This window comes from Bacillus sp. E214, from assembly GCF_008087365.1.
Taxonomy (GTDB): domain Bacteria; phylum Bacillota; class Bacilli; order Bacillales; family Pradoshiaceae; genus Pradoshia.
Window position 1 is genome coordinate 59,484 of record NZ_VENN01000002.1, and the last position, 22,086, is coordinate 81,569.

17 protein-coding genes and 1 riboswitch are annotated in these 22,086 nt (G+C 37.8%); of the genes, 7 read left to right on the plus strand and 10 right to left on the minus strand.

Features of this window, described 5'->3' with window-relative positions:
* Window positions 1–522 precede the first annotated feature (522 nt).
* Window positions 523–1,668 carry a glycerate kinase gene (locus tag FHY47_RS09615; protein WP_148630346.1) on the minus strand — a complete coding sequence of 382 codons (1,146 nt, stop codon included), beginning with the start codon at window positions 1,666–1,668 and terminating at the stop codon, window positions 523–525.
* A 14-nt stretch (window positions 1,669–1,682) separates the two neighbouring features.
* Window positions 1,683–2,978, minus strand: coding sequence for a GntP family permease (locus tag FHY47_RS09620; protein ID WP_066109605.1), 1,296 nt, complete (start codon window positions 2,976–2,978; stop codon window positions 1,683–1,685).
* Between the two features lie 202 nt (window positions 2,979–3,180).
* On the opposite strand from FHY47_RS09620, the gene FHY47_RS09625 reads away from it, so the two are divergent.
* Complete coding sequence (locus FHY47_RS09625) at window positions 3,181–4,194, plus strand: CdaR family transcriptional regulator (protein ID WP_066109602.1); 1,014 nt, start codon at window positions 3,181–3,183, stop codon at window positions 4,192–4,194.
* 1,026 nt (window positions 4,195–5,220) lie between these two features.
* Here the strand turns inward: FHY47_RS09625 and FHY47_RS09630 are convergent.
* The 8 genes from FHY47_RS09630 to FHY47_RS09665 form a co-directional block, all read right to left on the minus strand.
* Complete coding sequence (locus tag FHY47_RS09630) at window positions 5,221–7,164, minus strand: ABC transporter permease (RefSeq protein ID WP_066109599.1); 1,944 nt, start codon at window positions 7,162–7,164, stop codon at window positions 5,221–5,223.
* On the minus strand, window positions 7,154–7,915 hold the full coding sequence (locus FHY47_RS09635; RefSeq protein ID WP_148630348.1) for an ABC transporter ATP-binding protein: 762 nt from the start codon (window positions 7,913–7,915) through the stop codon (window positions 7,154–7,156). Before FHY47_RS09635 ends, FHY47_RS09630 begins: the two co-directional genes overlap by 11 nt.
* A gap of 102 nt (window positions 7,916–8,017) precedes the next feature.
* Window positions 8,018–9,025, minus strand: coding sequence for a sensor histidine kinase (locus FHY47_RS09640; protein ID WP_066109593.1), 1,008 nt, complete (start codon window positions 9,023–9,025; stop codon window positions 8,018–8,020).
* On the minus strand, window positions 9,022–9,714 hold the full coding sequence (locus tag FHY47_RS09645; protein ID WP_066109590.1) for a response regulator transcription factor: 693 nt from the start codon (window positions 9,712–9,714) through the stop codon (window positions 9,022–9,024). Before FHY47_RS09645 ends, FHY47_RS09640 begins: the two co-directional genes overlap by 4 nt.
* 190 nt (window positions 9,715–9,904) lie before the next feature.
* Window positions 9,905–10,729 (minus strand): undecaprenyl-diphosphate phosphatase, encoded by an 825-nt coding sequence (locus FHY47_RS09650; RefSeq protein WP_066109587.1) that lies wholly within the window; start codon window positions 10,727–10,729, stop codon window positions 9,905–9,907.
* Window positions 10,730–11,078: 349 nt separating this feature from the next.
* The gene (locus FHY47_RS09655) at window positions 11,079–11,807 is read right to left on the minus strand and encodes an amino acid ABC transporter ATP-binding protein (RefSeq protein WP_066109585.1); all 729 of its coding nucleotides are present in this window, start codon (window positions 11,805–11,807) and stop codon (window positions 11,079–11,081) included.
* Window positions 11,794–13,239, minus strand: a complete 1,446-nt coding sequence (locus FHY47_RS09660; protein WP_066109582.1) for an amino acid ABC transporter substrate-binding protein/permease — start codon at window positions 13,237–13,239, stop codon at window positions 11,794–11,796. The genes FHY47_RS09655 and FHY47_RS09660 overlap by 14 nt, the downstream gene beginning before the upstream one ends.
* A 679-nt stretch (window positions 13,240–13,918) precedes the next feature.
* Entirely contained in the window at window positions 13,919–15,601 is a 1,683-nt protein-coding gene (locus FHY47_RS09665; RefSeq protein ID WP_066109578.1) for a YrzE family protein, read from the minus strand.
* A 229-nt stretch (window positions 15,602–15,830) separates the two neighbouring features.
* Window positions 15,831–15,942, plus strand: a riboswitch (SAM riboswitch).
* Between the two features lie 122 nt (window positions 15,943–16,064).
* On the opposite strand from FHY47_RS09665, the gene FHY47_RS09670 reads away from it, so the two are divergent.
* The 6 genes from FHY47_RS09670 (at window position 16,065) to FHY47_RS09695 (ending at window position 22,033) form a co-directional block, all read left to right on the plus strand.
* Window positions 16,065–17,084 carry a methionine ABC transporter ATP-binding protein gene (locus FHY47_RS09670; RefSeq protein ID WP_066109575.1) on the plus strand — a complete coding sequence of 340 codons (1,020 nt, stop codon included), beginning with the start codon at window positions 16,065–16,067 and terminating at the stop codon, window positions 17,082–17,084.
* 17 nt (window positions 17,085–17,101) lie between these two features.
* Window positions 17,102–17,752, plus strand: a complete 651-nt coding sequence (locus FHY47_RS09675) for a methionine ABC transporter permease (protein ID WP_066109774.1) — start codon at window positions 17,102–17,104, stop codon at window positions 17,750–17,752.
* A gap of 17 nt (window positions 17,753–17,769) precedes the next feature.
* Window positions 17,770–18,639 (plus strand): MetQ/NlpA family ABC transporter substrate-binding protein, encoded by an 870-nt coding sequence (locus FHY47_RS09680; protein ID WP_066109571.1) that lies wholly within the window; start codon window positions 17,770–17,772, stop codon window positions 18,637–18,639.
* 56 nt (window positions 18,640–18,695) lie between these two features.
* Complete coding sequence (locus FHY47_RS09685; protein ID WP_148630350.1) at window positions 18,696–19,904, plus strand: M20 family metallopeptidase; 1,209 nt, start codon at window positions 18,696–18,698, stop codon at window positions 19,902–19,904.
* 173 nt (window positions 19,905–20,077) lie between these two features.
* Entirely contained in the window at window positions 20,078–21,106 is a 1,029-nt protein-coding gene (galE, locus tag FHY47_RS09690) for a UDP-glucose 4-epimerase GalE (protein ID WP_139892044.1), read from the plus strand.
* A 138-nt stretch (window positions 21,107–21,244) separates the two neighbouring features.
* Window positions 21,245–22,033 carry a carbon-nitrogen family hydrolase gene (locus tag FHY47_RS09695; protein ID WP_139892045.1) on the plus strand — a complete coding sequence of 263 codons (789 nt, stop codon included), beginning with the start codon at window positions 21,245–21,247 and terminating at the stop codon, window positions 22,031–22,033.
* The last annotated feature ends 53 nt before the right edge of the window (window positions 22,034–22,086 follow it).

The window sequence follows — 22,086 nt, forward strand, 5'->3', positions numbered from 1 at the left end:
TATTTATTAAAATATCACCTAATAGTTCGGATTTATCATTGACTGAAATACTTATGTCCCAGCCTCTTTTATTATTTGTAATGTTAGGAAATACACTAAAGTCTTTCAGATTTGACATAGGTTCCTAACCGCATAGAAATGGTTGTCGGAGGCTTCCGAGATGAGGGTTCTAAAGGTCTTTTGAAGGTGTATTAGGACGTGGCGTTTTTAGTCTTTGTTCCTTTATTAGAGGCCCTTCAGCACTCTAAGTAGTCCGGCTTCAGGGCCTAGGAGCTCGAGTCATAAGCAAAAATCTACGGGAGAAGAACCCTCCCTTCGAGTATTCGTCTTATGCTTTTCGCGGGCCTACAGGATGTAGGTCATGAAGACGTTGCCACAGGACGTGGCGTTTTTAGTCTTCGTTCCGTACTTAGAGGCCCTTCAGCACTCTAAGTAGTCTGGCTTCAGGGCCTAGGAGTTCGGGACATAAGCATAGCCTCTGCGGGGGAAGAACATCCCCTCCGAGCCTCTGTCTTATGCTCCTTACTCCTGATCAAGGCCCTTCAGCACTCTTGCAATATTCTCACAGGTTCTTTCTATGTTTTTAGGGCCGTTTTTTAGGGTTTGGTCTAGGGGTGCGAGTTCTGGGATGATTCCGAAGATGGCATCGATTCCTTTGTCGTAAAGCTCTTCAATACCTTCCCCAATGTATCCGGCAACTGCTATTACTTTTTTGTCAAGTTCTTTTGCAGCTTGCGCGACCCCATAAGGTGTTTTGCCAAATTGCGTTTGATAGTCAATGCCGCCCTCGCCTGTGAACACGTAGTCAGCGTTCTTAAGTTTTTCTCGTAACCCACTGAATTCGATTACAATGTCAATCCCTTTTTGAAGAGTGGCATTTGTAAACAGGAGTAAGCCAGCACCCAGGCCACCAGCAGCTCCAGAGCCTGGGGTGTTCCGAACAGCTTGTCCTAATTGCTGCTCTACCATGTCAGCATAATGCGCTAGATTCTGATCTAGCTGTTTAACCATTTCAGGTGTGGCGCCTTTTTGAGGCCCGAAAACATGAGATGCTCCAGTTTCGCCGCATAAAGGGTTCGTTACATCACAGGCAACTATCATGGTTACATCAGCTAGACGTGTATCTATTTTAGACGTATCAATTGTATGCAATTGATTTAAGTAGCCACCTCCTCTAGGGATATGGTTTCCTTCTTTATCAAGAAACTGAACACCCAGCGCCTCAGCCATACCTGTTCCTCCGTCATTAGTAGCACTGCCGCCAATTCCAATGATGATTTTTTTAATCCCTTTATCTAAACAGGCGCGAATCAATTCACCTGTACCATATGTAGTAGTAATGAGTGGATTTTTTCTTTCTTGGGTGACATAGTGAATACCGCTGGCTTCTGCCATTTCAATAACTGCGGTTTCATGATCCCCCATAATTCCATATCGAGCAGTTACGGGGTTGCCGAGTGGACCTGTAACGTCTAATGAATAGAGAGTGCCGCCTGTTGCATCAATGAGTGACTGGACAGTACCTTCTCCGCCATCTGCCATCGGAACATGGATAAAATCTGCATCTGGATAGACCTTTTTAATACCTGCTTCCATTGCAATGCATACCTCTTTTGCTGTCATGCTTTCCTTAAAAGAATCTGGTGCAAGTACAAACGTTTTGCTCATTGTAACCCCTCCTGTTATAAAATAAATCCGAATAAAATGGTGGCTACAATCGTCATGGTTGCACCGACAATTGCTTCGTAGCCGACTACGGACATCCTTTGTTTAATGGACATGTTCATGCTTTGCGCTGTAACATGAAAATAATTTCCGTGCGGTAATGAATCAATTACTGTTGCACCTGAGTGAACCATAACTGAAGCGGCAAGTGGTGCAACTCCCATGTCTAAAATAGCTTCGCTGAATGATCCTGTGGCAATAATAACGCCAGTAGATGTAGAGGCAGTGGCTGCTGCCATTAAAATACCTGCTATAGGTGCCAGGAATGTACCAGAGATACCGGTAGCTTCAATTAATGAAACAACCTGTGCGGATAGATTGGATTGAGAAATTAATCCTCCGATGGCACCTGCACCAATTAGAATTAACACAGTTACTGTCATTCTATCCAAGCCTGATGCTGTATATTTCAATAAATTTTTTGATTTCCCCATAGCTATTGTTCCAATGATACCTGCAAGGGGGAGAATGTACATAGCATCTACTTTAAAGCTGGATAAGGCCTCTATATTTAAAATTGAACCGATTGGATTAATCATTAATAAGATAATGGCTACTAATGGAGCTACGATTGCTTTATTCAGTGGAGGATAGTTAGCTGAACCATGATCAAGATCCACAACCTCATTATCTGAAACTTTTTCGCCTTTATTTTTGATTAAAGTGGCGATGAGAACAGTTGCGATTAAGCCGAAAATTGCTGGGATAAGACCTGCAATCATTACATCGCTAAGTTCTAAATCAAACCCTCGGGCTGCTGCAATTGTATTCGGGTTTGGCGAGATGATGTTACCCGCTTTTCCTCCTCCGGATAGTGCTAATAATAGAGCAATTTTTGAAATGCCCATTTTATTACCAATTGATAAAGCGATAGGCGCTACAATCAGGACAGCTACAGGGATAAATACCCCAACCGCTGTAATAATCATGGTGGCAAGAGCTAATGCAATGAGAGCCTTCTTTTCCCCTAATTTAGAAACAATAGATTGGGCGATTGTTTCTGCAGCCCCGGATTCCATCATGACACCAGCCAAAACTCCAGCGGCAAGAACACGAATAACAGTCCCCATAACACTTTGAGTGCCGCCAACAAGTATATTGATTGTTTCCTCAAGGTTAGCTCCACCTATTAAACATCCGAGTATGGCTCCTAAAAATAGAGCATACAGCGGGTTCAGCTTTTTTAAGATTAAGATAATGGCTATTGCCAGACCAGCTAAAGCCCCAATCCAACTAATCATAATCCCGTCCATCTTGTAACCTCCTAAGTAGTGTGGAATACGTCTTATTATAGTTTGGTAGCGGTTACAATTCTATTGATGGATAGATGATTTTCTTTGTGCAAACGCACAAAGAAAGTGATGAGAGGTTTGTTAGTTTATAATGGAAATATAGGAGAAGATTTACGGATCATAAGATAAGGCGGTACAGAAATAAAGAAAGGTTTTGTTCACCATGTATCAGTTAACTAATAAACAGGCGCAACATATTGTCGATAAAATGATGGCGGATATTCCATATAATATCAATATTATGAACGAAAAGGGCATCATTATCGGCAGCGGGAGTAAGGACAGAATCGGAACCTTTCATACTGGAGCAGTCCAAGCCCTACGTTTAGGCAGGATGATTACAATAACAGAGGATAATAGGTACGAAAAAAAGGGTACAAATGAACCGATTGTCATTAATCAAAAGATGGTAGGTGTTATTGGGATTAGTGGCGAGCCGGGTGAGGTAATCCCTTTTTGCAAACTAGTCAAAACCACAGTCTCTCTGTTAATTGAACAAGAAATCGCGTTGAAGAGTATGGAGGAGATTAGTAAAAAGAAGTCCGCGTTTCTTAAGTTATTAGTAGAAACGAAGTACCAATACTCAGATGAAATAAAAAGGGAAGCCCTGAATTATCAGCTTGATCTGACAAGAAAAACATCTGTCCTGATTGCAAAGCCAAAGCCAAGTCCTAAAAGAATCAATTATCCTGTTTTTGAGGAAGATGAGCATTCCATCATCCTGCTACAGGATAATAGCGGAGTCAAACCCTTGGCTGACCTGTTAACTAATGAAAATTCGACTATAAAGATCAGTGTTGGAAGTCATGTAGACACTATTTCTGAGAGCTATCATCAAGCAATCAGTGCTATGCAAATTAGTGAAAAATTAAATCTTCAAAAGAGAGTTATTCATTATATGGATGTATCCTTTTTATCCAGAATCAGCGAGATAGGTATAGATTCGTTTATTAATCACTCCTATATTAAAGGTTCTCTTATCTCTTCGCCGGAATTGCTGGAGACCTTGCAGATCTATATTAATAAGAATGGCAATATGACATTAACATCAAAAGAGTTACATATTCATAGAAATACGCTGCAATATCGTCTGGATAAAATTAAGGAGATAACAAGTAAAGATCCTAAACAAATATTCGAGTTGTTCGAGTTGATCTTTATTATGTTAAAGGATTAAATTCCTCATTCATTTAAACCTAACATTCGGTTAGGTTTTTTTATTGAAGATTGAAGGTCGAATTAATTGGGTGCAGACAGACAAAAGTTTGTGAATAAAATCTAGAAAAAAATTATCAAGATAACAAAACTGTTATAGTCTATATTTTTATAGAGTAATACAGTTTGTGAAATAAATCACATGATTTTGGAAGTGTTTTCATTGCTTTCACAATCATATTTTTCTATGAATACTTGTATACAACTATGTATACCAATAGATTAAACGGTGTGCTTAACAAAATATAAGTGAATAATTTCACAAACTTTTTTTGAAAATTTCACTGGACTGTTATAGTCATTTTGGACTATACTGTATCTGTAAGGTTGAGAAATCAACTTGAAAGATCACTTATTTTTGAAAAGGAGATTGTGAAATTGAAAAATGTAGTATCAACTTTTGCGCTTAAAGCGGGATCATTATTGTTAGTTTATACAGCAATGCAAATTTTTATGTAATAGGACAATATGTAATTAAAAAGATAGGAGGAGAAGGAATGAAACCATTAGCGATTGTATTTGGATTTAAAGCTGTAACAATGGCGTTAATGTTATTTATGTAATGAACATTGTATGTAGTAATATTTGCTCTTTGTAGGAATGCAAACGTAAAGAAAAAAAGATAGGAGGAAAGGCAGAATGAAAGGATTAGGAATTGTATTTGGACTTAAATTTGTAACAATGGCTCTTGTATTATTTGTTTAATGTAATTAATCATATGCGATATTGGGCTAATATTGAAACAAGGGAGGATCTAATATGAAAGCAATTGTGATAACATTTGTCTCTAAAGTTGCTACTTTAGGAATGGTGTATACTTCATTAAATGCCTTTATCTAAAATGAATAGACAAAGGCAATTAGAGTATGCACCATAAATTTAAATTCCCATCATTAAAACACGCTATTTATAGAATTTTCCTCGAATTATTTTCTTCAAAATGAAAAGAAGGCTCCCGCTATTTAAAGCAAGAGCTCCATAAATAATTTTATAACGATTCTTTTATGATTTTCTTATAATATGAAACAGATAATACTCCAAATATAGAATAGAATACTGTATACAACACCATTACTAGTAACATCGGTGTCCAAATCTCTATTCCAAATAGGAACCAACCTGACTTAACTGCAAAATAGCTATGACAAAGACCTAATATGAGTGGTATTCCAAAATTAAATAATTGTTTTAGCTTAACACCCTTCAAAAGATCCTGTTGGGTAAATCCAAGTTTTCTTAAGATAGAGAAGTTTAACTTTTCGTCCTCACTTTCACCCATTTGTTTAAAGTAAAGAATGCAGCCCGATGTAATAAGGAATGTTAAACCGAGAAATCCGACAATAAACATCGTTAATCCCATTCTTTTTTTGTTATCTTGGATCATGTTAATACGAGATTCATGTGTATCATCCTGAGTAGCTAATTGGTTGAATAGACTATTTGCTTCTGGAAGCTGTTCATTATCTGTGATATCAATCCCAATATAGAGTGAGTCAGCATCCTGGATAGCTGGATCTATATCATCCTTTAATCTTTGAAAAGTAGATTCATCCACAACTACAGCAGGTATACCGCTGATGGTAAAGTTCCAGGAAATCACATAATCCCTATTTAGGCCTGTATATTTTTGGTCAATCGTTATGTTGTTACCTGTTATTTGGATGTTACCTGTGTCTTTAAAATCCAACGTATTTTTCAGCATGTCGCTATACCCGGTGAAATAAGCCTCATGGGCAGATAACTCAACATCGTCAATTGCCTTTTCACTGATAACAGGCATTGGCATAGAATTCAGTCGAAGATCAAGTACATTAAGGCTGGTTTCTATAATTTGCTCAATATTAACTCTCGATTGAATAACGTCAACTTTCTTCTCCTTAAAAGCAATGCCATTTTCACGAAGGACACTTGTAAAATGATCAGCATCTTTTTCATTCATAAAGGAGAAGTTAGCTGGAACATCATTCTTCGCTGTTTTCTCTACTGAATAGAAGGAAATATAGCTTAAGGAGAGTAAACCGATTGCAAGTGCTGAAACAGTTGTGATGATTGTTAATAACATAGCATTCGATTTCAAGCGAAACATGATAGATGAGAGAGAGAGAACCTCATACACATTTAAATAACCATCTTTCTTTTTACGAATACTATTTAAAATAAAGGTCACAGAGCCTTTATAAAACAAATAGGTCCCAACTATCACAGCCCCAAGAATATATAACATTGCTGCTATTAACTCATCGCCAGTAGATAAATCTTCACCGAAAAGTTTAGTTGAAATATAGTATCCAGATCCTATTAAAAAAAGACCAAGTATACCAATTGTGATTTCAAATTTAGATATTTTTTTGACTTTTACTTCAGTGGAAGAAGTTACTCTAAATAATGATAATATAGTTTGTCTTTTAATGAAGAGATAATTTGATAACATGATTAGTAGATAGATCACACTGAACACAATAATAGTTTGGATTAGCGCTTCTCCTGAAAAACGTAGAGCAGCTATATCCTCGACACCAGTTAATTTAATTAGTATAAGCATAATAAGCTTTGAAATGGAGAATCCAATAAAAATACCTACCACCAATGAACCAAAGTAGAGAATCGCATTCTCCATATTTAAAATACGGAATATTTTCGATTTCGTCATACCGATTAACTGGAATAGACCAATTTCTTTGCCCCGCCTTTTAATAAAAATACTATTGGCAAAGAGCAGGAATACAAGTACGATGCTAATGAGCAAAATAGATCCTACTTGAAGTGCAGCCCCTCCTTTTATCGAACCTTTAGCAGCATCCATTGCGGGGTCATACTGCAGAGTAACAAATGAAAAGTAAAGGGCAACGCTGAAAACTAAAGCAAATACATAGAGATAATAGTTGTTTATATTTTTTTTGAGGTTTCTCCATATGAGTGTTTTAACGCTCATCCATAACACCACCCAAGATTCCTTGTGTTTTAATAATTCCTCTGAAAAAGGATTCACGATCTTCTTGGCCCTTAGTTAGCTGTGTATAGATTTGTCCATCCTTAATAAAAATAACGCGATTGCAATAACTGGCTGCTATAGGGTCATGTGTAACCAATACAATCGTTGCATTCCTCTTTTGGTTTAATTCACTTAGTTTATTTAACAGATCGGATGCTGATTTAGAATCAAGGGCACCTGTAGGTTCATCGGCAAAAATAATACTTGGTTCATGGATAAACGCTCTTGCTGCAGATGTTCGCTGCTTTTGACCGCCTGAGAGTTCATTTGGGTATTTATCCTTCAGGTCCAGGATGCTAAGATCCTTAGCTACCTCATCAAACTTCTTTATAGCTTCTTTTTTGGATAAGCCGCTAATAGATAATGGTAAAAGTATATTTTCCTTAACAGTTAAGGTATCTAATAAATTGTACTCCTGAAAGATGAAGCCAAGATGATGCTTGCGGAATTCAGCTAATTGCTTTTCCTTCATTGCTGTCATCTCTGTATTATTAATCATGATGGTCCCTGTGCTGACTTTATCAATCGAAGATAATACATTAAGTAAAGTCGTTTTTCCTGAACCGGAGGCGCCCATTATTCCAACAAATTCTCCTGTTTTAATAGTAATATCAATGCCTTTTAGAACCTCTTGCTGATTAAATTTGCTACCAAATGATTTATGGATTTTATGTGCCTCTAATATATTCATATGGAATCGTCTCCCTTTAATTGATACCTTCATTATATAGAGGACGTTCTATTCAAATCCTTCTATTCTCCGAACAAAATAGAAAAGCATGTGACATTCCTGTCACATGCTAATGACCTCAACAAAATCATTCTTCTTTGGAAAGGTAAGCGTAAATCGGGTGCCTTCGTCTAGTTTTGAATCTACTCCAATATCAATCATAAGAGGATTTGCTGCTTTTTTAGCTAGATATAAGCCCATACCTGTCGCAGCATTATCGGTATGTTCCACAGCAGAAGTGTAGCCTTTATCAAAGATACGCGGCAAATCCCTCTGATCAATGCCGCGGCCAAAATCCTGTATGGTTAAAATGATATGTTCATTTGGCAGGGGGCGGCTTGAAATAATAATATCTGAGTCATGACTATATTTGACTGCATTCGTTAATAACTGTCTAATAATAAAGCTCAACCACTTGGCATCACTTACAACCTCGGTAATATCCAGCTGGAGGTCAAAGCCGATTCTTTTCTGGATACACCAACTCTGCAATTCTCTTATTTCTTTATAGACAATTTTACGTAAATCTAAATTCTCTATTAAAAGGTCGTTTTCAATAAATTGAAGTCGCTTTTGGAAAAGTTGAGAATCAAGAAGATGTTGAATTCTCATCCATTCATAGGTTAGCTCAGATTTTGTTCGTTCATCCTCAAGGCGATCAATGATTAAATTCATGGCTGTTAGCGGAGTTTTAACCTCGTGAATCCAGGAGAGTAAGTCATCTTTTTCTTGTTCAATTAAGGTTTGGCTATGTGCAGTTGCATGTTTCAGCTGCTCTGTTTGATTCAGGATACTATTTAGAACAATTCGTTCAATAGGGCTCCTTGCATCCGGCAAAGTGGAGATGTCTAAATCAGTTTCCCGCTTATCTAAACTTCTATAAAATTGCGTTTCAGTTTTATAGCGTATGATAATGAAGATGGTAAATAAAATTACAGATAAAAAGACGATATAAGCAATTGATTGAAAAGGGATAGACTGGTCAATATAAGCCACAAAGAGTATAAATAGATGAATTGATAGGAATAAGATAATCCAGCTTCGTCTTTCAATTAAATAGCTCTTTATCATAAAGAATCAGCCGTCTCTTTTGCCATGTAACCTTGACCTACTTTTGTTTCTATAAAATGTCCGAGTCCAAGTTCATCCAGCCTTTTTCGCAACCGATTCACATTGACCGTTAATGTATTATCGCTGACAAACCGCTCATCATCCCATAAACTGCGAATTAAAGTATCTCTGCTGATAATCTTATTCTTATGATCGATTAACTGCTTTAAAATGTAAATTTCATTCCTTGAAAGCTCTATTGATCCAAGTTCATTTTCAACCGTATTTTTTTCGTAATTAATGGTCGCTCCGCACCAGATTTTCAGCTGTGTTTGATCAGCATTATAATTATAAACTCTTCGTAAAATGGCTTGAATCTTTGCAACTAAAACATCAAAGTTAAAGGGCTTCTGTATAAAATCATCAGCACCAAGTTGCATAGACATCACCATGTCAGTAGGGTGGTCTCTCGATGATAAAAATAAAATGGGTACATTGGAGTGCGTCCGTATCAGCCGGCACCAATGGAAACCGTCAAATTTAGGCAACTGAATATCAATAAGGACTAAGTCAGGCTGAATATCCGTAAATTCATTAAGTACCTCTCCGAAATCTTGAACGCCATATACTTCATAAGACCATTGGGTTAACCTCTCTTTAATTTCTTTAAAAAGGCTGGTGTCATCTTCAATTAATAAAATTTTAAACATAACCATCACCCGTTCTTTATTTATTAGGATTACGAATAGTGGTAAAGTAGCTCGAACTATTTTAGGGTATTAGTTGTTTTGTCATGTAAAGCTCAAAATGTATAGTATATATAAATATAGTGTACTATAAAAACGACTCGCAAATATAAAAAGGAGAACAAGCACCAATGCTTGTTCTCCTTTTTATAAGTTAACCGAAGATAATAACGAGGATTCCTACGATAAAACAGTAAATAGAAAAATAACCTAATTTCCCTTTTTTCATAATATCCATAAACCAACGCAGTGAAAAATAGGAGGCGATGAGGGAAGCTATAAATGCCAATGCATACGGAATCAGCAGTCTTCCTAAATCAGGATCGTTCACCATATCGGATACTGAAAATACCATGCCGCCAAGACTGATTGGGATATATAGAAAAAACGAGAATTTCAACGCAGTTTCACGGTTCATTCCCATAGCCATAGAGGATACGATCGTTGCACCGGAACGGCTGATTCCAGGTATTAAAGCAACAGCCTGTGATAATCCCACAATAATGGCATCCTTAAATGTTAGTTCTCCCTCAGCTTTCCTGCCCTCTAAATTACGGATAAGCCATAAAGCAATACCTGTGATAATCAGCGCAAAGCCAATGACACGTACACCCTTAAAAATAGATGCGATTTGATCCTCAAAGAAAAGACCGATAAATGCAGCTGGAATTGTAGCAACAATTAAGTAAAGAATAAAATAAAAATCCTTTTTCGTGGCGGTAGATTTATCAGAACCTGTTAAATAGGAAAATCCATTTTTAATCAACTTCATTAAATCTGCTCGATAAATAAAGATAACGGCCAGTAGGGACGCAAAGTTTACAAACAACTCAAAGCTTAATCCCGGAATGTTAAGTCCGAAAAAATGCTGAAAGATGACCAAGTGGCCACTTGAAGATACAGGGATAGGTTCAGTAAGACCTTGCAGTAATCCTAAAAAAACAAATTGTATTATTTCAATAAAGCTAATTGAATCCATTTTAACACTCCTATTTTATAGCTTTTACTTTTATTTATTATACTAAAATAATAATATCATTTGGAGAGAACGGTTCGAAACTGGAAAATTCAGAAAGTAAGGGAACTGGATTAATACTAAAGCTTATTTTGCGCGTAATAAAGGTTTTTATGAAAATATTGGAGTGTTTGCATGAAGGGTTGCATGTAACCAGGAAATAGAAGTTTATATCAGAGTAAAGGCAGGATTCATATATATCAGGCCTTTTAGTAACTGCATATATGGATAGTCATTACATCAGCAAGAAGGAGGTTATCAAAATAGAAATACTAAAGGGCACAGTGCTTAAGCACTGTGCCCTAACTTATCCTTATAAAACTTTATCAAGAAAATCCTTAGTTCGTTCATTTTGCGGATTGGAGAAGATTTCTTCAGGTGTTCCTCTTTCCACAACATAACCGCCATCCATAAAGATGACCTGATCAGCTACTTCACGGGCAAAGCCCATTTCATGAGTCACAATTACCATGGTCATACCCTCTTGTGCAAGCTGTTTAATAACATTCAGAACCTCACCGACCATTTCGGGATCAAGTGCACTCGTAGGCTCATCAAACAACATAATGTCAGGGTTCATGGCAAGAGCTCGTGCAATCGCCACACGTTGTTTTTGTCCGCCGGACAGTTGAGCTGGCATGGCATTGGCCTTATCTTCAAGACCCACACGAGCCAATAGCTTTAAGCCGATTTTTTTTGCTTCTTCTTTTGTAGCTTTATTCAGCTCAACAGGAGCCAAAGTAATATTATCTAGTACTGTCATATGCGGGAAGAGATTGAAATGCTGGAATACCATTCCGATATTTTCCCTAACTTTATTAATGTCTGTGTTTTTATCAGTTAAATGTTTATCATCAACTGTTACGTCACCTTCATTTACTTCTTCAAGTAAATTGAGGCAGCGCAGAAGTGTACTTTTACCGGATCCAGAAGGGCCGATTAAGCAGACAACTTCGCCTTCTTTAACCTCAAGACTGATATCCTTTAGTACTTCCAGCTTCCCGTATGATTTTTTTAATCCTTTTACTTTAAGCTTTCCCATTTTGGATCTTCCTTTCCATACGGTTTGATACCTTAGTTAAAATCATAATAATGATAAAGTATATAAACCCTACAATCAGCCACATTTGGAAGGACTCAAGGTTTCTGGCAATAATGATTTTTCCGCTTTGAGTCAATTCATTAATACCAATGATGGATAGGATAGAGGTATCTTTTAATGTAATGATAAATTGGTTAATGATAGATGGAATCATCAGACGGATTGCCTGTGGAAGGATAACCTTTGCCATTGCCTTTTTATATGGAAGACCAAGGCTTCGGGCAGCTTCCATTTGTCCCTTATCAACGGATTCGATACCACCGCGTACAATTTCAGCCATATATGCACCAGCATTTAAGCTTAATGTTATGATACCGGCAGCAACTGCAGATATACGGAAGTCAAGTGCTGCTGGAATACCGAAATAGATAAAGAAAGCTTGAACAATCAGTGGAGTTCCTCTAAAGATATCTACGTAAATGACGCCGATTGCCCTTAAGATTTTGAGATGGGACACACGCATCAGACCAAATATAATACCTAGGATACATGCTATAACGAGAGATACGACAGTCAATATCAGGGTCATTTGAAGACCTTTTAACAGACTTGGCATACTTGATTCTAATAAGCCGAAGAAACCGTTATTAGTATCGGTGCTTTTTTCTGCCTTCAAGTACTTATCCATAATATCCTGATATTCACCGGATTCTTTTAGATTGGCTAGACCTGTATTGAACTGCTCAATCAATTCCGCATTTTGCCCTTTAGCGACAGCAAATCCATAGGAGCCGCCTTTTTCTTTTTCAGTAACGATTTCTAATCCGTTGCCTTGCGTAATCCCATATGCCAGAACTGGGTAATCATCAAAAACAGCTGCAGAGTTACCTGTTTTAACATCGTCATACATATTGGCGGAATCATCAAAGGTTACCGTTTTAAAGCCATATTTATCTTTTATGCTTTCTGCAAAGCTGGCACCTTCTGTACCTGTTTTAATGGCTACCTTTTTTCCTTTTAAATCTTCATAGGATTTAATCTCTTCATTTCCCTCGGCAACCGCCATTACGACACCAGATTCAAAATAGGGATCGGAGAAATCAAATTTCAGTTGTCTTTCATCTGTTATACTCATTCCGGCAATAACGCCGTCTACTTGATTGGACTCTAGTGCTTGTACGGCTGCATTAAATCCAAGCGGCTTAATTTCTACTTCAAACCCTTGATTTTCAGCTATAGCATTGAGTAAATCGATATCTATACCTACAAATTCGCCATTCGTTTCCTGGAATTCAAATGGGGCAAATGTAATATCTGTTGCAATCTCATATTTTTTTCCTTCTGCTTTCGTGTTTAAAGCCGGGAATATAAATGAAGCAATCATGACAATAGCCATTGCTATTAGGAATGTGAATTTTGAAAATTTCTTCATTGTGAACCTCCTTCATATAAGTAACGTTTAAAAACCCTCTATATCCAATTGGGGCGGGTTAAAAGGGATGTTTTAATCTTATAACAGAATGTATGTATCTCTATGAGTATATATAAAGATACGGTTTTTTGGCAATCAATACTTACCAAATAATATTAGATTACTATAAGATTTCCATTTATTTGTTGTGAAGAAAAAGATGTAATAAAGGGTGGAGAAATAAAAAAAGAGCAGTATTATACGTATTTAATCTAATAAAATATATAGAGATTTGTAAATGGAAAGTACTTCCTAAATGTTATGTGAAAATAATCTAACTCACATATTAATACTGATTATGTATGGAAAACAGCTGAGAATGCTTTAACCATGTAAGTGTATCTTAAGCAAATTTTAGTTCTGAAGAATGAATTCTAAAGTATATTTCCATTTGTGCTCTAATTCTTTTGGAACTACATCCAGTATGGGTATTGATCTATAGAATTTAACTCCAAAGCCCTCCTCTTAATAATGTAAACACTACCTATTATGAGTATTTATGACTAATTTTATTTACCCTATTCAACACGATTCTAACTATATATTTAACAATAATTTAAATATGGGTAATAAAATTAGTCCAGTTGTTAAAAAATAGATCAATCCTCGAGTGAGGATGATCTATTTTCTTCAGTATATATTATTGTAAATTCTTAATTGTAATACCGTTAACAGGTAAAAAGTTTTCCCCGGTATCCAGGTACGTTACAGATACCTCATCGTTTTCCTGCAGATATATGATCAAAGGATCCTTTTCAGAGGACATATTGTAGCTTTGTCCATTATCCAGAAGGAACGAAACGACGGTATATTCACCTGATTTTTCTTTATAGACTCTGATAACTTTCCCATCGATTTTCTTCTCAACACTTGTGGAGGTGCCGTTAACCGTTCCGCCGCCTTTTTGAAGTGCTGTTTTGTATAGCTTTAAGGCTTCATTTGGCGTTGACCCATATGCTGTTATTTCAGGATTGGCAGCAGATACAATGAAATAATTTTGTAGGAATCCATTTGAATCCAGGACTCCTGTTAACCAACTGGCTTCACCGTAAAAATTATAGATGATGGGCATTTCTCCTTCCCATTTCTTTTCTATAAACTTCTTCTCGATAATTTGCAGGGCACCCTGTGAATCCATGTAGGATTCCTCCATATTACCTGTATAATAGACAGCTTTACCTGTCCTGGAATTTGTGAGCGCATAGCCGAGCATAGAATCGACGCCTTCTTTAGGACTCGTGAAATCAGTGAAATAATACATATCTCCATTTTCATCAAAGATCGGACTTACATTCGCTTCGGTACCCTCATCAGAAGGCAGTTTAACATCTGATTTTCCAAATAGGCTGTTCCAATAGCCATGAATATAATTTCCGAAGTAGCTGTTTTGTGTACTGACAACTTCTGGTGCAACGGCACCATCAATAAATTCGGGCGCTTCAGAAAGGGAATAAGAGTTGGACTTCCCAGTTTTGGCATCCATCACCACAACACCTTTTACCTTAAAGCCATTTCTGGCAGAGACAAAATCACCATAAGAGCGAATATAAAATGGCGTGCCATTATCATCTACTTCAAGCTGTGAATCCCCATAGAATATGTAGGATGGATACTGTAGACGAATACGGCGCTCTGTTTCTTTATTGAAGAATGCAGAAGGAGTGTAGATCATTTCTGCATCAACAAATTTTGGGTTGGCTGATGAATCTGTAGCACTCAATATAAAGTAACCAGGAGTTTCTTTCCCTTTCAGCCATTTGAAGAATCCTGAAAATTCGACTGGAGCAATATAAACATACTCACCATCTACTTTTTGGATTTGTAAATTCCCTAATTCGTAGTAGCTCGTATTTGGTACCTGGCCAAATGCTTTTTTCATTTTATTGCGCGCGTATTGAGGAGGCACGCTGGCCGGCTTTTTATTTTCATCAAATGTTTGAATTTCTTCTTTGATGTCCATTTTAGCTATAGTATACTTTTCATCGGCATTGAACAGAAATGCCGTTAAAAAATAGAGACCGACAAGCAAACTACCTGCAAATAAAATACCCTTAATGGTTCTCTCCATACCCGTAGCAAGCATTGAACCCAGCAAGGTTAGTATGATGACAAAAATCCAAAGAGAAGAGATAGTTTGATCCAATAGGGTGAAGTAATAAAATAAAAATGCTCCAATCGTGATTAATGCAGCTAAGCTGACAAAAACAAGCAGTTTTGTTTTCCCCTTCATATGGATACGTAATTTTTCATTATTTTTGAATGGCACAAGAATAAGTGCCGATATAATCCCAATGATAATGGAATAGATGAAGATATTTCCCACAAAGTACCCCTCCTTATTTTTTCTATAATTTACCTTAATATCCTATACGAATAACTGACCAAAATGATTCATAAATTGGAAATATTCATGAATTTTAGTTGCTGTAACTTGATTTAGGATATTCTTTATTATAAATCAAAAATATTTTAAATATTATAAATTATTATTGACATTGCTAAACAAGATAGGATATAGTTGGAAACATCAAATTTAATTGAATAGCAAGCGATTCTTATCGAGAGAAGTGGAGGGATTTGGCCCTGTGATACTTCGGCAGCGGATTTTTACTATGGTAAAAATACTGTGCTAATTCCAACAAACATCTGTTTGAGAGATAAGAGGAAGCTTTAAGCGAACATATTTCTACTTGTCTTTTTATGTATATGTTCATACAAAGCCTCTTCTGTCTAATGACAGAAGGGGCTTTTTGCATTTCGAATTTTTTAGGCCTGGAGGAGAGAACATGATTGAGTTTCGAAACATAAAAAAGTCATATCAAGCAAATGGTCAAAGCGTAGATGCTCTGAGAGGCGTTCATTTAACGGTTGAAAAAGGGGATATTTTTGGAGTGGTAGGATACAGCGGGGCCGGGAAAAGTACACTTTTGCGTTTAGTTAATATGCTTGAACGGCCTACTGAGGGGGAGGTCCTTGTGAATGGTAAATCGTTTGCCAGTCTCAAAGCAAAGGAATTAAGGGCAGAGAAAAAGAAAATCGGGATGATCTTTCAACATTTCAATTTACTTCAATCTAAGACGGTATTTGATAATGTAGCGATTCCATTGATACTATCCGGCGTTCGTAAAGAAACGATTCAAAATAGAGTTCGAGAATTACTGGAGTTCGTGGGGTTATCAGCTAAGGGTCGAAGTTACCCGGATGAATTGTCAGGGGGACAGAAGCAGAGGGTTGGAATTGCGAGAGCTCTGGCCACGAATCCATCTATCCTGCTATGTGACGAAGCTACATCGGCATTGGATCCGCAGACGACCAGGGATGTTTTAGAGCTATTGAAAAAAATAAACCGAGAATACAATATAACAATTTTGCTTATTACACATGAAATGTCGGTGATTAAAGAGATATGCAATAAGGTCGCTGTCATGGAAAATGGGAGGGTTGTTGAGCAGGGTCCTGTTCTTGATATTTTTTCCAAGCCAACCACTGAGGTTGCCAAGCGGTTTGTTAGAACAGTCATTCACGACGAGATTCCGCAGAGCTTTTTGAAATCCTTAAAGGAGAATAAACCAGCAGTTTGGAAACTTAATTTTTTGGGATCTTCGTCTGGCAAGCATCTACTTTCAACAGTGGCGAAAAGTTTTGATGTCCATTTAAGTGTTCTTTCTGCCAATATTTCTGAAATACAGGAAACCCCTTTTGGGAATTTAATCGTTGAGGTCATCGGTGAAACAGAAGAAATAAAGAAGGCGATCCAATACATAGAGAGTGAGGATGTGCTCTTGCAGGAGGTTAAGCTATCATGAATGAACAGTTTTTAGGAATGGAAATTACACTTGAACAGTTACTGATTGGATTCAGTGACACACTCTATATGGTTTTCTTCTCCTTACTATTCGCGGCCGTGATTGGATTGCCTTTAGGGATTTTACTCGTCATAACGAGAAAGGGTCACATTCTGGAGAATAAGTGGGTGTTTAATATATTGAACCCAATCATTAATATTTTACGCTCGGTTCCCTTCATTATTTTATTGGTGGCTTTGATTCCATTTACACGATTGGTTGTTGGATCGGCGATTGGAACGAATGCCGCCATTGTACCGCTTGTATTTTATGCAGGTCCTTATATTGCCAGATTGGTTGAAAATTCATTATTGGAAGTTGATAAGGGAATTATTGAAGCAGCTCAGTCAATGGGCGCTACTGAATGGCAGATCATTTTTCGGTTTTTAATACCAGAGGGACTTAGCTCTCTTGTTTTAACCTTTACAACAGCAACTATTGGGCTGGTTGGAGCCTCAGCAATGGCAGGGGCAGTAGGAGCTGGAGGAGTTGGAGATCTTGCCCTCACCTATGGTTATCAGAGGTTTGACACTAACACCATGATTGTAACCGTTGCGGCACTGGTAATCATTGTACAGCTTTTACAATCCATAGGTAATACGCTGGCTAGAAAAATAAGAAGACGATAAAGAAGGAGATGGAAAAAATGAAAAAACTTTTTCTTACTATTTTAATAATTGCATGTACTGTCGTAACAGCAGCATGTGGAAGCGATTCGAAAGGCAGTGCAAAAGAGGGCAGCTCTACCATTAAGGTTGGAGTAAGCAGCGGAGACACAAGAATATGGGATTATATTGCTGAACTCGCTAAGGAGAAGGGGCTCAATATAGAGCTTGTAAAGTTCAGTGATTATATTTTGCCGAATACAGCTCTAAATGATGGCGAAGTGGATGCTAACGCATTCCAGACCATTTCTTACTTTGAAGAACAAGTGGAAGAAAGAAAATTAGATCTTGAGCCACTAAGCTCTACTGTTATTGCACCAATGGGAATCTACTCAAATAAGCATAAGGATTTAAAGGAATTGCCTGATGGGGCTAAAATTGCTGTCCCTAATGAAGGTACAAATCTTGGCCGGGCGCTACTTCTTTTGCAGGAGGCTGGCTTCATTACACTAACAGATAATTTTGATGGAATAGGCTCTTTGGAAAAAATTAAATCAAATCAAAAAAATATTAAACTCGAACTGGTAGCTGCCGGGAATACACCGCGTTTTCTTGAAGATGTAGATGCATCTATTATAAACAATAACTTTGCGGTTGAGGCAGGATTGACATTAAAGGATGCCTTGTTCCATGAAAGTGCAACGGCCAAACCATACATTAATATTATCGCTATAAAAAAAGGGGATAAAGACCGCGCTGAGCTAAAAAAACTGGCAGACATCTATCATTCCGAGGAAGTGGAGGATTTTATCCTTAAAACATTTAAAGGAAATACCATTCCGGCTTTTGTTTCAATAGAAGAATTGGTTAATTATCAGGATGCCTGGACCAGCCCGGCAGTCGATCAATGAATTACTTCGGATACTAACATAGGTATAAGATTATTAGAGAGATTGGAGGCAGAGCAATGATTAAAAACGAAGGTCGCATTTTTCATAAAGATATTATCAATGAATATATAGATCAGCAGAAAAACAAATATATAAATATAAGCCACCAAATTCATGAAAATCCAGAAATAGGGAATGAAGAATTCTTTGCATCTGAAACACTGACCAAGGTATTAATCGATGCTGGCTTTGAGGTAACAAATGATATTGCTGGCCATAAAACTGGATTTTTAGCGAGGAAATCATCCTCAAAGCCGGGGCCTACGATAGCTTTTCTTGCCGAGTATGATGCGCTTCTTGGCCTTGGCCATGCATGCGGCCATAATATCATTGGCATCACCAGCGTAGCGGCTGGAATTTCGCTTGGTTTAGTACTCGAGGAAATAGGGGGAACGGTACTTGTTTACGGTACCCCGGCAGAAGAAGGGGGTCAAAATGGAAGTGCGAAGGGCAGTTATGTAAAGCATCAATTGTTTGACGGTGTGGATGCAGCTATTATCATTCATCCTTCTGGTCAAACGAGAACAACTCAGCCTTTCTTGGCTGTTAATCCCCTTGACTTTCATTTTTATGGGAAACCGGCGCATGCTGCGGCAGCACCAGAGGAAGGGATTAATGCACTTGATGCGGTCATCCAGTTATTTAATGGGATTGGCGCATTGAGACAGCAGCTGCCGACAGATATAAGGGTTCATGGCATTATTCCAAATGGAGGAGATGCACCTAATATCATTCCTGATTATGCCTCTGCAAGATTCTATATTAGAGCTTCAACTTGGAAAAGTTGTGAGGAAATATCGGAAAGGATTATTCAGATTGCCAAAGGTGCGGCGTTGGCAACCGGAGCCGATGTAAAAATAGAAAGATTTCAAAATGAAGTTCATGATTTCGTTCTGAACACGGCTCTTGATGAGGTACTTCGAGAAGAACTGGCAGCTCTAGGTGAGGAGGTTGTACAGGGTACGCGGAATGCATCCGGTTCAACAGATGCAGGAAATGTAAGCCATGTTGTTCCGACAGCGCATCCTTATATCAAAATTGGTCCGAATGATCTAATCGCCCACACAAAAGAATTTAGAGAGTGTGCTATATCAGAACTTGGAGACCAAGCCGTCATTACTGGTGCAAAAGCCTTGGCCAATACAGGTTATCGCCTTCTGACAAATCAGTCGTTACTGCAGAGGATTAAGGATGAATTCCTTAAAGCTAAAACAAGTGATATTTAAACAAGCCTAAATATCGACTTGCGACAATATAAATTGAGTATCCACTGCCCTGTTCTTCTTTTAGTATTTTTAACTCATAAAGAAATTAAGTACCACATAATTCTAAATAAGGTAAAATTAGTGTATGTGTATTTCTAATTACCAATCGTGAGAAACAGGGGAGTGGATCATGGATGGCGATACTCATTACAGGTGGTGCTGGTTATATAGGCAGCCATGCGGCAGTTGAATTCTTAAAAGCGAATTATGATATTGTGGTGCTGGATAATTTCTCTAACAGTCATGTGGAAGCAATTGAAAGAGTGAAAGAGTTAGCTGGTAGGAACTTTCCTTTCTATAATATAGATTTAGTAGATAAGGAAGCTGTTGACCAATTGTTTGCAAAATATGATTTTGATTCAGTTGTCCATTTTGCCGGTTTAAAAGCAGTTGGTGAGTCCATTTCGATGCCTCTGAAATATTATGAAAATAATGTGACGGGTACCATCAGACTATGTGAAGTTATGGCGAAGCATCAGGTGAAGAAGCTGGTATTCAGCTCTTCTGCCACTGTATATGGTATGCCGGATCGGGTACCGATTGATGAGTCCTTTCCATTATCAGCAACCAATCCATATGGCCGTTCAAAATTAATGATAGAGGAAATCCTGTGTGACTTGCATGTTTCCGATCCAGAATGGAGTATCGCCTTGCTGAGGTACTTCAATCCTATAGGAGCTCATGAATCAGGAAGAATCGGTGAGAATCCAAGTGGTATTCCCAATAATTTAATGCCATATATCACACAGGTTGCCATTGGAAAAAGAGATAAATTATCCGTTTTTGGCAGCGATTATGAAACTCATGATGGTACCGGTGTTCGCGACTATATCCATGTAGTCGATTTAGTGAAGGGCCATTTGAAGGCATTGGAATATCTGCAGGGTAGATCTGGAGTAGAAGCATTTAATCTTGGAACAGGAAACGGATATAGTGTCCTGGACCTGGTGTATGCTTTCGCAAGTGTTAGCGGAAGGAAAATCCCTTACGAATTAGTGGAACGGAGGCCCGGTGATGTGGCTGTTAGTTACGCTGATTCCGTAAAGGCCGCAAAGGTACTGGTCTGGAAAGCAGAAAAGAGTCTGAAGGATATGTGCGCAGATTCATGGAAATGGCAAAGGCAAAATCCGAATGGTTATGATCAGACAATTATAAATTCTTAGTGGAGAATTGGATGATGGAGTTGATGATTAAGCCCGATTCCATTTTCATTTACATATTGGGTAAACAGATAGCATCAAAGTTGCTATCAGCCATGTATTGAAATAACCTATTTAATAGAAGAGAGAGGGGGAAGCCACCTGAAAATCGCCTGTGTACAAATGGATATCGAGTATGGAAAGCCAAATGAAAATTTTAAGCATGTAACAGAGTCTATATCTGAGGCGGCCCAGAATGGTGCGGATTGTATTGTGCTACCTGAAATGTGGAATACAGGCTATGCACTGCAACAGCTGGGGGATCTTGCTGATCTTGAAGGAAAGGAAACGATTAAGCTACTTTCCTCACTGGCCTTAAAGTACAATGTCAATATTGTTGGCGGCTCTGTTTCTGTGAAAACCTCAAAAGGGTATTTTAATAGAATGTATGTATTCAATCGCTTTGGAGAGGTCATATCTGAGTATGATAAAGCTCATCTTTTTAACGTAATGGATGAACATCAATATCTTATAGCGGGACAAAAAGAGAATTTATTTAAGATAGATGGGAACATGAGCGGAGGCCTGATTTGCTATGATATCCGCTTTCCCGAATGGGTAAGAAAACATGCTTTGGCGGGAGCAAAGCTTATATTCGTAGTGGCAGAATGGCCGGAAGCAAGAGTGGATCATTGGGTAACGCTCTTGAAGGCACGAGCCATAGAAAACCAGCTATTTATTATAGCTGTCAACCGAGTCGGAAAAGATCCTAATAACACATTCGGCGGGTTTTCCATGGTTATCAATCCATGGGGCGATACAATTGCAATTGGTTCTACAGCAGAATCTATCCTTTATGCTGACTTAAACATACAGGAAGTCGATCAGGTACGAACTCGCATCTCCGTTTTTGAGGACCGAAGAGAGGATTTATATAATAGAAAAAAGTAAGCTTCAGACATACAATAAAAAGGAGACTCTTAAAAAAGAGCCTCCTTTGTTTA